The 12298-nt window shown below is 32.2% G+C and carries 7 protein-coding genes; all 7 read right to left on the bottom strand.

Features of this window, described 5'->3' with window-relative positions; all coding sequences use genetic code 11:
- Positions 1 to 45: 45 nt before the first annotated feature.
- A complete protein-coding gene (locus tag C8N46_RS06765; RefSeq protein WP_108114105.1) occupies positions 46 to 807 on the bottom strand; it encodes a thioesterase II family protein in 762 nt (253 codons plus the stop codon).
- Positions 808 to 876: 69 nt separating this feature from the next.
- Positions 877 to 2268, bottom strand: a complete 1392-nt coding sequence (locus C8N46_RS06760; RefSeq protein WP_108114104.1) for an FAD-binding oxidoreductase — start codon at positions 2266 to 2268, stop codon at positions 877 to 879.
- A 6-nt stretch (positions 2269 to 2274) separates the two neighbouring features.
- Positions 2275 to 3387, bottom strand: a complete 1113-nt coding sequence (locus tag C8N46_RS06755; RefSeq protein WP_108114103.1) for a VOC family protein — start codon at positions 3385 to 3387, stop codon at positions 2275 to 2277.
- 22 nt (positions 3388 to 3409) lie between these two features.
- Entirely contained in the window at positions 3410 to 4684 is a 1275-nt protein-coding gene (locus C8N46_RS06750; protein WP_108114102.1) for an aminotransferase-like domain-containing protein, read from the bottom strand.
- A gap of 39 nt (positions 4685 to 4723) precedes the next feature.
- Entirely contained in the window at positions 4724 to 8086 is a 3363-nt protein-coding gene (locus C8N46_RS06745) for a non-ribosomal peptide synthetase (protein ID WP_108114101.1), read from the bottom strand.
- Positions 8087 to 8565: 479 nt separating this feature from the next.
- Entirely contained in the window at positions 8566 to 9090 is a 525-nt protein-coding gene (locus tag C8N46_RS06740; RefSeq protein WP_108114100.1) for a UpxY family transcription antiterminator, read from the bottom strand.
- A 994-nt stretch (positions 9091 to 10084) separates the two neighbouring features.
- Positions 10085 to 12289 (bottom strand): peptidase domain-containing ABC transporter, encoded by a 2205-nt coding sequence (locus C8N46_RS06730; RefSeq protein WP_108114098.1) that lies wholly within the window; start codon positions 12287 to 12289, stop codon positions 10085 to 10087.
- Positions 12290 to 12298 lie beyond the last annotated feature (9 nt).

The following is a 12298-nucleotide window of genomic DNA, read 5'->3' as shown; positions in this document are numbered from 1 at the left end:
ATTTGACTAAATAATTACTTAATACTAATTTTGTAGTGTAACTTTTTAAAGAGGAACTTCTGTTTTCTTGAATATATTAAATATGGTATTGATAATTTGTTTTGGATGCTTATGAATAAAAAAGTGATTTCCTTTAAAAAGTTCAAAACTACATTCTGCAATGGAATATCGGCTCCAGTTTTCAATATTTACGGATTCATCTTCATCAGATCCCATCATTGCATATATTGGACACAAGAGTTTTATGTTTAATTCGTTTGAAAGTGTATCTTTTTCTAAAATTTCAAAATCAGAGCGCATAATAGGTTCGAAAAAAGTGTACAGTTCCTCATTTTCCAATACTTCTTCAGGAATTCCTCCCAATTCTCGTAGTTCGTTCTTAAAGGTTTCATCATCCATGAGATAACGTTTTTCCTTTTTTGGTTTTCCTTTTATTTGTGGTGCTCCTGGTCCTGAGTTTCCAGATACGACCAAAAGTTGCGGTTGATCTTCTAAACGTTGCATTTCATAAGCAACCGATAATCCCAACGATGCTCCCATACTATGACCAAATATGATATATGGCAATGCTTGGTTTCTTTTGTTGTTTATTTGAGAAACATAATCATGAACCGCTTCTGCCCTCGATTTGATGAAATTATCATTGAACCTTCTTCCTCTTCCTGGTAATTCTAAAGGAATAAATTCAACATTATCGTGTAAATACGGTTTTAAGAATTCATAAGAATATGCATTTCCACCAGCAAAATGTAGTAAGAATAACTGTACTTTTCTTGTCATAGCTTTTTCTTCTCTGTTCTTATTCATTTCCTAATTTTCTATTTCTAGCTTTAATTTTTTTATTCCTAAAATTATAGTCCAACGAAGATCTAACTCCTAATTATTTAAAAATAGGTTGTTCGTGTTTAGAATATTTTTAGGGTCAAATACTTTTTTTATGCTTTTCATAAGATGCAAGTTTTGCTTTGCCGTAAATTCCTCAAAATAACTTTTATTTTGTGTGCCAACACCATGTTCTCCTGATATTTCTCCACCTAAAGCAATTACTTTTTCATATAAAGAAGAAATGCATATATCTATTTTTTCCATCCATACATTGCTGCTCACATTTACATCTTCAAAGACGTTGATATGAAAGTTTCCATCGCCAATATGTCCCACAACTATATATTCTAAATTAAGAGAAGAACAGATGTAATTTACAATGGTATAAATGTCACTACTTTTTGAGCGCGGTACAACAATATCTAAATCATGAAAAGGCTTGTGATTTAAGGCTGCTTCTCCAATTTTTTTGCGATATTTCCAGAGATTTTCAATGTCTTTTGGCGATTGTCCTATTAAAATATCCTGATTCGTATAGTTTGAGAGAATTGCATATAATGCTTCAATCTTTGCTAAATTTTGTGCATCTGTGTTAGATTCAAACTCAATCCATAATACACCTTGTATGTTTTTTTCATCAAATTTTTCATTCAAATATTTAAATACTAAACGACAGGCATTTTTATCTAAAAACTCTAAACTAGAGGCATTCATTCCCAACTTGAAAAATTCGTGTACGAAAGAAAATAATTTTTGAAGGTTATCAAATGGCACATATACAAGTGCCTCTTTTTTTATAGGAATTATTTGCAAAATCACTTTAGTAATAATCCCTAAAGTTCCTTCGCTTCCTACAAATAGTTGTGTTAAATTGTATCCTGTGGCATTTTTTTTAACGTTTTTCCCTGTCCAAATCACTTCTCCATTGGGCAATACCACTTCCAAATTAATCACATAATTTTTTGTGCTTCCATATTTGAGTGATTTTGGACTTCCGCTAGATACCGCTACATTTCCACCAATAAAACTCAAACTAGCACTGCTAATATTTTGTGGAAAACATAGTTTTTTATCAGATAGGCTATTTTGAAGCTCTTGCGTCACTACACCAGCTTCTGCAATTACATAACGATCAATTTCATTAATTTCAAGAATTCGATTAAGACGATCTAATGATAAGATAATGTTTGAATCATCTACCAAACAGCCGCCACTGACGCCACTTCCACCGCCTCTTACCGTGATTTTAAAACCCTGATCGTTACAAAGTTTTGCAATTTTGGAAACTTGGGCTGTAGATTCTGGTCGTACAATACATATTGGCGTCGCTACTCTTCCACTACTATAATCTTTAGTATATGTATAGAAATCGACTACATCAGTTATTACATATTTTTTTCCAACGATTACTGCTAACGCTTCAATAAATGTTGATACTTCCATCTATTACTATGATTTATTCATCATGATTTCTTCTTCCATAGCCGCAAATAGTGCATGTATATTATCTAAACCGAAACCTTCGTAGTAGTTGACTCTTTGTATGATTTCGTAAAAGAATGTTGCTCTATCGCCAATAGGTGCTGTAAATACTTGTAGTAAAAACGTATCGTCAATAACATCACACAATACGCCGTGTTTTTGCATTTTATCAACATCGAGCTTTGGATATTTTTTACGCAAATTGTTGTAATAAGAATCTGGAAACGATGTGAATTTCACACCGTTTTTACGAAGTATTTCTACCGATTTAAAGATGTTTGACGACGAAAATGCAATGTGCTGAATTCCCGAACCGTAATTTTGGTCAATGAATAATTGTACTTGTGTGTTTTTGTGTTGATCAGGTTCTACCAAAACGTTATTGACTTGTTTGTCATCCGTTTGTAACACTTTTAGATACATTCCTATTTTGTTTTCGCCATCTTTTTGGCGTTCGTCAAAACACGATACAGTTTTGGATGAGAAAATGTTGTTAAAGTAGGTTTCCCAAATTTTAATTTCATTGATTCGCAATGCGCTGGCAATATGGTCAATATCTTGCAAATAGGACTCTTCTTTGTCAAAATCCCACTCGCCGCTTTCTACAGGTTCAAACCCTGGCATAAAAACGCCGTCGTACTTATCATAATCTACAAAGACAATTTCGTTATCATCAAAAATCTTTACAGACGCCATATCAACTGAACCATGCGCATCTGAAATGGTGTACGGAAAACGCATCGGAACTGCGCCTTTTTCTAAAGCATTTTGATAAAAAGTTGGCACATCTTTAATTTTTACGCCAATTCTTTTGATTCCGTTTCCGTGCAAATCGACAAACGATACAATTTGATACGATTTTGGATTGGAAGCTGAGGTGATGACCAATTTGATGTCATTTTTTACGATGTAATACGAACATTGTTCCGGATAGCCAGTTTCTGGTCCGCAATAGGCTACGACTTCAAATCCGAGGGCTTTTACGTGCCAGTAGACGACCATTTTCGCCATCCCGACATAGTATTCTATAAAGTCATATTCGACTTTTAAGAAGTCTGATTCAATTAAATTTTTTTCCATGGTGTAATAAGGTTAATAAGTATTATGTATTGGTAATTTTTGTAGCGAGAAAATGTACCAAGTTTTCAATCGCTGTTTCTATTTGATTTATTTTGACATAACTGTATGCTATTCGGATTTGATTTTCACCTCCTTTAGAGAGATGAAAGAAAGACATCGGTGTAAAGATGACGTGATAGTTTTTTGCACAAGCAGTAACGTCTTCTTTGGTGATTTTAAAAGGTAATGTCAAGGTTAAAAAGTAGCCGCCTTCAGGAACATTCCATGTAACTGATTGCAGTTTTGTTTCTTTGGAAGCGTTGATATACTTGGTCAATGATGCCAATACACTATCTCGTTTTTGACGTACGTTGCGACACTTTTCTTCGTTGTATTTTTGAAGTGAATAGTTATTTTTTAATAGCACTCCCGCTAAAATTGCTTGTGGAATTGCAGGTGAATTTACGGTTGTGTAGCCTTTTATTTTGGCAATAATATCGCTCAGTTTTGTACCGTCTTCAAACACTTTGTCTGCAACCATCACGCCCATTCGCAAGGATGGATGCAAACTTTTAGAAAACGAGTGCAGATAGATTACATTTCCTTCTGTATCAAGCGATTTCAACGTTGGATAGGCTACGTCTTCAAATACAAAATCTCCGTAGGCATTGTCTTCAATAATCATGAAATTGTGCGTTGCTGCCATTTGCAACAGCTTTTTACGCTTTTCAATCGGTGTGCGAATTCCTGTAGGGTTTTGAAAATCGGGAATGACATATACGGCTTTGACGCATTTTTCTTTTTGTTTGGTTGCTTCAATGGTTTTTTCCAATGCTTCCAAATTGATTCCTTCTGCATCTACAGCTATTGGAGCGGTTTCGTAACCGTTAATCAACGCAAAGTGACTGATTCCCACATAGGAAGGATCTTCTACACAAAACACATCTTCATCACGATTCATCAGCGAAAGTAACGACAACACCATACTTTCTTGCGAACCTACATTTACAACGATATCCGCTGGTGAGCAATCAATTTGATAGTCATTTTTAAGATATTTGGCTACAATATCGTTGATGATTCCTTTGGTTCGGTTGTATTGTCCCAAACTTCTCAAAAAGGCTTCGGTGGAAACGTTCGTCTCCTTACTTCTAAAATTTACAAACGTGTTGATATATTCTTGAAGGTTTTGCAAATCGAAAAAAGATTCCTCGGGTCTTCCAGAAGCCATCGAAATAGCTTCTGGAAAATTGAGTTGTACTTCGTTTAGGAAGCCCATTACATCTTCTTCGAGCTTGTTGAGTGATTTGTTTGTCATTAGTAAAAGTAAGCTTTGTTTGTTTGCAAAATGCCGAAACTAAGGTTGTACCGTTAGTTTGTGTTGGTTGGAAATTGCTGATGCTAGTGATGTTATTGTTGGTTGGTGAAAAAAGAATCCTACGTTTATTTTGACACCGTATTTTTTATTGATATCCGAAATGATTCGGATTGCTTTTATACTATCGCCTCCTAGACTAAAAAAATTGTCATTGATACTCACTTTTCCGTGATGATGTAGTATGTTTTGCCAAAGAGTTGCCAGCGTTTCTTCAATATCGTTGGTAGGTGCTATATATTTCGCAGTAGCATTTAGGTCTACATCTGCTGGATTTGGCAATGCTTGCTTGTCTAGCTTTCCGTTTGCTGTTTGTGGAAATTCTTGTAATCTTATAAAGTACGAAGGAATCATATAGTTGGGCAACGTATTCGATAAGAAACTTCTTAATTCTAAAACATCTATGGTTTCTGAACTTACGATGTATGCTACCAATTCTTTTTGTTCCTGTATTCCTTTTACAAGTACAATTGCTTTGTCAATTTCAGATTTCGATTGCAAGCGTTTTACAATTTCTTCTAGTTCAATTCGATGTCCTCTGATTTTGACTTGATTGTCTCTTCTTCCCACGAAAGTGATATTTCCATCAGGAAGCCATTGAGCTAAATCGCCTGTTTTGTATATTTTTTCTGTTGGTTGAAAAGGATTTTGAATGAATTTCTCAGATGTTAATTTTTGATTGTTCAAATAGCCTTTCCCTACTTGAAAACCACCTATACAGAGTTCGCCTGTAACTCCAAATGGAACCGCATTTTCGTAATCGTCAAGAATGAAAATTTTAGAACAGATATTCGGAGTTCCAATTACAGCACCTTTAAAGTTTGTATTTTTGCGTTCGTAGTTTTTGGTAGTCACAAAAACGGTTCCTTCTGTAGGGCCATAAAATACATGAATGGTGGCATTGGGAAATACTTCGTACATATCTTCTAAAACATGCGTTGGTACTTCATCTCCACCTATGTATAATTCTTTTACATTGGCATACTTGTCTTTAATTTTATTTCGCTTTATGAATTGCACTATTTGCGTCATCAATACGGGAACTGCATGAAAAGCCGCGACATTTTCTAATACACTTAGCAAATAGTCTAAGTCCCTAACTTGTGTATCTTTTAGCAATATTGCTGTTCCTCCTGAAAGAAACGGATTAAATAATTCAAATAAGAAAATATCAAAGCCACTTGAAGCCAAGAGTGGTTGACTAGAAATATTTTTGAAATGTTCTTCCACATTCATCAAAAACGTTCCTAAGTTTTGATGACTTAAAACAACACCTTTCGGTTTTTCTGTAGTTCCTGATGTATAAATAATATATGCTTCTGAATCGCCTGATATTTTTTTGTTTGGATACCCTGAAGATATCAAAGCCAATTGTTCAAAATCAACATGTAAAATTTGCATTTCGCTTGATGGAACTATGTTGTTCTCCAGCGCGGGTTTTGTGACCAAATAATTTGCTTGAATATCATTCAGAATATATTGCATGCGCTCTTTAGGAAGGTGAACGTCAATTGGAATGTAAACAGCACCCGATTTAAAGATTCCCAAAATGCTTACAACCATTTCCAACGAACGCTCTATATACAACGGCACATAATCTCCTTTGGAAACTCCTTTACTGAGTAAATAATTCGCAAATTGATTTGATTTTTCATCAAGTTCTCTGTACGTAAGTGTTTCGCTTCCAACTGCTAATGCAATGGAATTGCTATGCTTTCGTGCATTTTTTTCAAAAAGTGTCGTAACGAACTCAATTTCAGGAAAAGCATTGGTTTGTTTGTTGAATTCTTCAATGTATGTTGTGGTTTCGCTTTCAATGAGAAAGTTTATTTTTCCTAATGTCTCCGTGGTTTGACTTAGTAACACTTCTAGCAATTGACAATAATTCGTCATTAATTGCTCAATAAAATTTTCTTTATAGATATCTTTATTATATGTTATACCAAGACGTAAACGTTCTCCTTCTACTTTGCGTATTTTGATATCCAAATCATACTTAGAAAAACTTGTTTGAGTTGTTGTTTCGTGGATTGAAGTTTCTTTTTCTGGAGTAATGGCAACTGATGCAGGAACATCTTCATCTAGTGTAAACATGACATCAAATAGTGGATTTCTGCTCACATCTCTCTCCAATTTCAAATCGCTCACCAAGTCATCAAACGGATAACTATCATGTAAAAAATCTAACAGCGTATGTTCCGTTATTTGTTTATATAAGGTTTTGAAGTTTGTCTCCCAATTTATTTTGGTACGTAAAGGCAATGCCTCCATGTAAAAACCAACCTGATTTTTTAAATCAACATGATTTCTATCTGACACCGTAGTTCCAATAATGATTTCATTTTGAGAAGCATATCTTGTCAAAAGCACATTCCATGCACTTAGTAAAAACAGAAAAAGTGTTCCGCCATTTTCAGCAACAAATTCAGTTGCTTTTTGCGTAACACTAGTATCGATTAAGGTATGTAAAATAGCTCCGTTATTGGTTAAGATTTTAGGACGAATATTTTTCGAGCCCAAATCTAACACGGGCAAATCTCCAGAAAACCGCTTTAACCAATATGATTGATGGGTAGTATATGTAGAAGATTCTTTATGATTTAGTTGCCAAACTGCATAATCTTTGTATTGAATTGGTAAAGGAGCTAATTGCGGAGTTTTGTTTTGTTGATAAGCCGCGTAGCACACCATGACATCATTCAACAATATGTGCATCGAAATAGCATCACTAATGATATGATGCATGTTGATATGAAACAGGAAATTTTTCGAGGAAAGCTGATACAGAGAAGTGCGCATTAAAGGCCCATTTTCTAAATCAAATGCCTTGTATTTCTCGGTTTCAATATGGTTTTTAGCAACATTTTCCGCAATATCTTTTGTTGTACAGTCAATAAGCGAAACTGTAAAATGTATGCTGCCAAAAGGCAAAATCCACTGACGGATTTCTCCATTTTCATCTTCCTTAAAAACAGTTCGTAGTGATTCGTGTCGTTCTATCACACTTGCAACAGACTTTTTAAAGATTTCAAAATCTACATGTTGTAAAAATTCTATGCTCGAAATAGTGTATGCTTTGGAATTATCGTCTATTTGACAAACTGTCCATAAACGTTTTTGTGCGTTTGTAAGCGGATAATTTTTTTGAATTTCAACAGGTATTAACTCGTTTTGAGTTCCTTCTACATTGTATTCTTTAAGAAGATGAATCAAGTCTTGTTTGTGCTGTTTTATCTTTTGAATAAATGCAGTATCCAGCTCATCTTCTGATATTACTTCTAACTCACCATCAACAACAGCTATTTGAATAGCCCTTGATTTAATTTCTGCAATAAGTTCTTTCATGATGGATGTTATTGTAAATACGATTGGTTATATTGTAGCAGTGAAGCTTTGATTTTCTTTACACTTAGTTGTTACTTTTACATGTAAATTTTCTTCAATAATTTGACTGTAGATATAGAAATAAGCCTTTTCAAAAAGAAGGAGATTTTTAATTTTACTTGATAATCTAAATTAAAAATGCTCTGACGCTTGCATGAAATGTTTTTAATCGTTTCTGCTAAATGCTTCGTGGGCTTGCCCCAAAGTAGTTGACTCAATACTTCCAATGATGGTTATCTGCTTTAACAGATTGGTTCCTGATTTAAAATAATCTTAATTTGACAGGAAAACATTTTCGAGTAATGAAATTATTTTTCATAGAAAAAATAAAACGCTAAAGCTTTATAGGTATGACTTCATTATTTCACTAATTGACCGTGAAAATTGTGATTTCAACACATCTCTTCCGCTATTTTCACAGCGTAAGACCTCACTCAAAATTAAGCACTAACAGGTTCTTTTTCAAAATAATACGAAGGAAGAATCGCAGTAATGTTTTGTTTTAATTGTTCTATTCTTACAACTATTTTATTGATATTATTTACTTTAAGAACTTCACATCGCAGACCACTTAAAGAGCCAAACTCAATTTTCCTAAATTCTCCAACTCTAGGAACTCGATCATCTACTTCCAAATTCATCACGTCTTCAGAGCCAACCAAAAGTTTTATCTTATTGATTTCCCTTTCAGGAACTTTTGCGTACGAACTTCCAAATCGGATATAAGCACATGCTCCATTGGCTGATAATGCCTTATGGAAATCCTGCGGTGATTTTAAGTTTACGAATATATAAGAAGGAATGAGAGGCAATTGGACAATCTTTATGCGATCACTCCATTTCTTCTTTGTTTTTACTAACGGTAGAAATGCTTCAAGAGACAATCTAGTTAAAGCATCTAAAACTTTCTTTTCATGACGAGACTTCACATACAAAACATGCCAGCCAGAATATTTGCAATCCATTTTTATAAACTTTTCTTCTGATTAATTTAATTTTTGAGCAAAGCTTCGCTTCCCTCAGTCACATGAGGTGCTCTTATTTTAAAGTTTTAAGCGGGGGGAATTTCTAAAATTACTTTTAGATCAATTCTGTATAAGCTGAATTGATGTATCATTTTTCATATACAATTATAGCTGTTTTTTTTATTGAAAAATATCTAAAAACGTATAAAAAAGGCAGAAAGGTAAAATGATTACGGTTAAACCATAAACTATTTAACTTGTTAATATTTAAATAACAAAAAAGCCATAAAACGTTTAAACTATGTGAAAAAAGTTAAAACACTTTAGTCTACTAATTTGATATACTTTTAGTCTTTAAAACAAAAAAGTAATCTTTTACACTATATTTAGTAAGTTTTTTATTTCAAAAAATATAATTATTCGTGAAAAATGATAGCATTGTGAATTTTTTAATTCTTAAAAAGATACAGTAACTCGATAATATGTGAATGTAATTAGAAAAAGTGTGTTAGATGTATTTTATGATTATCAATGCTACCCCAACCAACCTTCTCTATCCAAACTTCGGTATTGAATTGATTAGAAAAATTCTTTAAAAATTAATTGAAGGATATTTTTTTTTACTATGAATTTTATAGCGTTATTCTCTGATATTAAGTTTAATTGATGATTATGTTCTTGTAATTTTATGTAGAGATTTTTTTTATCATGGCTTAGACTTACATCTACAATCGGAATCAAATTGTCATTAAATTTGATATACTTTAAATTTTGATAATCATTTATAGAAGGGTTTACTATATTTAGCTCGGTGTTAGAAATGATTTTAGTACTTGAGTTTATCTTTTGATTAAAATTGAATTCAATTGATGAACTAAGAAAAAAGATAATTACAATAAAAAATGACAGTATTAATATACCATAACGTAACAAAAACCCCGGAATGTTTTTCATTCGATTTTTTACGTTTTCAGATCTATTTTCTAATAATTTATTAGTTTCCAAGTTCTAATTGATTTTTTATAAGTTCAAAATATTTTCCTTTTTTATCGATTAATTCTTTGTGATTTCCGATTTCATAAATTTTACCGTTATCCAAAACAATAATTTGATCTGCATTTCGAACAGTACTCAATCTATGCGCTACTACTAAAACGGTTTTTCCTTTAAAAAAAGAATTCAAGTTATCAACAATCACTTTTTCATTTTCAGCATCTAAAGAATTAGTCGCTTCATCAAAAAACAAAAAATTCGGGTTTTTATATACAGCTCTTGCAATTAATAATCGTTGTTTTTGCCCTTCACTTAAACCTTCTCCATTGCTACCTACTTTTGTTTCATACTTTTGTGGAAGGCTTTCAATAAAACGGTAGATATTTGCAATTTTAGCTGCTTTTATTATCTTTTCATCTTCAATATCGTTGTTATCTTTTTCGCACAAACCGATATTATTTTTTATAGTGTCTGAAAAAATGAAACTATCCTGTAGCACTGCTCCACAATAATCTCTCCAAGTTGACACATCGACATTTTCAAAATTGTTTTCTCCAAGGGAAATTTTTCCTGAAAATGGAGCATAAAACTTTAAAAGTAATTTTAGTAATGTAGTTTTACCGCTTCCACTCACGCCAACAATCGCAGTGGTTTTTCCTTTAGGAATATTCAAATTTATATCTTTTAATACCAATTGCTCATCACTATGTGAATATGAAAAATTCACGTTTTGTAGTTTTATATCATCATGAATTTTTCCATAATTTTTTTGTGTGATTTGTTGTTTTATTAAAACTTCATCTTCCTTTCCATTATGAATTTCTGTTAATCTTTCTAGACTCAACTTTGCTATTTGCCCTTCAACAAACAAATTTATTAGTTGCTTTATTGGTGAATTAATTTGTCCTAAGATGAATACTATTGCTAGCATAATTCCCAACGTCATTGAGCCTTTAATTACAAAGTAAGCGCATAAAAATATGATAAAAATGTTTCGTGCATAGGAAAAAAATTGTTCTCCACCTTCCCTAGATTGATCAAGTTTTAATCGAGCGATTGACAAATCCATTAATTTTACTTGTATTTCTTCCCATTCAAATCTTTTTTTAGTTTCAATATTATTAAGTTTTATTTCTTGGACACTTGATAATAATTCGAAAATTTTTTCTTGATCTTCTGCATATAAAGCGAAGCGTTTATTTTCAAATATAGCTATCTTATCTAAAAAATAGTTTGTCCATAATATTTCGATAGATGCTCCTGCAAGCAATACTAAAAATATGACTTTATTAAAAATGAAAAGTACTAGACTTAATACAAATAACTTGAATAGAGAGAAAAAACTTGACAATAAATTTTGACTTATAAATCGTTCTATTTTTTCATGATCGCGTATGCGCTGAGATAAATCTCCTATAACTTTTGTGTCAAAATATTTGATAGGTAGTTTGAATAGTTTTATTAAAAAATCAGAAATTATCAATGCATTCACTCTAGCACTAACATGGAGTAAAATTCTACGTCTCAAAAATGCAATCAGTACACTACTGATAAAAAAAACTATTTGAGCTAGTAATATAATTTTTAAAAAACCGATATCCTTATTAGCTATTCCGAAATCAACTATTGATTTTGTGAAAAAAGGAAATAAAATTTCAAGTATTCCACCGATAAGTAAACCTATAATAACTTGATAGAGATGAACTTTGTAAAGTTTAAAATATTGAAATATAAATTTAAAATTATATTTAAACCTTTGATTATTATCTTTTAAATTATAAAATTCTTCTGTAGGTTTTAAAAGTATTGCAACACCTTTATTTTCTTCGATTGTCCATAATTTCAAAAATTCTTCTTTATTATACGTTAGCAATCCTAAAGCAGGATCCGCGATAACTACCTTTTTTTTGGAAATTTTATATAGTACTACATAATGATTCTGTGTCCAATAGAGAATTGATGGTTTCGGAGATTGTAAAAGCTTTTCATAGTTTACTTGTACTGGAATTTGCTCAAAGCCAAATTTCTCAGCAAGTTTTCCCATATTTTTTACTGATATTCCTGTTCTATCAACAATTTTATAATCCAAAAAATCATTTGTTAAAAATGTTTTCCCATAATATTTACTTATCATTCGTAGGCATGTTATGCCACAATCAGCTGTATTTAGCTGTATATACAAAGGAAACTTTTTTTTAAAAATCATCAACGCTTT

This window comes from Kordia periserrulae (assembly GCF_003054265.1).
Classification (GTDB): Bacteria; Bacteroidota; Bacteroidia; order Flavobacteriales; family Flavobacteriaceae; genus Kordia; species Kordia periserrulae.
This window is presented reverse-complemented; position numbering and strand designations above follow the sequence as displayed.

Coding starts and splice junctions, on each gene's coding strand:
- C8N46_RS06730 (WP_108114098.1), bottom strand. CDS start 12,289: ATGATTTTTAAAAAAAAGTTTCCTTTGTATATACAGCTAAATACAGCT.
- C8N46_RS06745 (WP_108114101.1), bottom strand. CDS start 8,086: ATGAAAGAACTTATTGCAGAAATTAAATCAAGGGCTATTCAAATAGCT.
- C8N46_RS06755 (WP_108114103.1), bottom strand. CDS start 3,387: ATGGAAAAAAATTTAATTGAATCAGACTTCTTAAAAGTCGAATATGAC.
- C8N46_RS06760 (WP_108114104.1), bottom strand. CDS start 2,268: ATGGAAGTATCAACATTTATTGAAGCGTTAGCAGTAATCGTTGGAAAA.
- C8N46_RS06740 (WP_108114100.1), bottom strand. CDS start 9,090: ATGGATTGCAAATATTCTGGCTGGCATGTTTTGTATGTGAAGTCTCGT.
- C8N46_RS06750 (WP_108114102.1), bottom strand. CDS start 4,684: ATGACAAACAAATCACTCAACAAGCTCGAAGAAGATGTAATGGGCTTC.
- C8N46_RS06765 (WP_108114105.1), bottom strand. CDS start 807: ATGAATAAGAACAGAGAAGAAAAAGCTATGACAAGAAAAGTACAGTTA.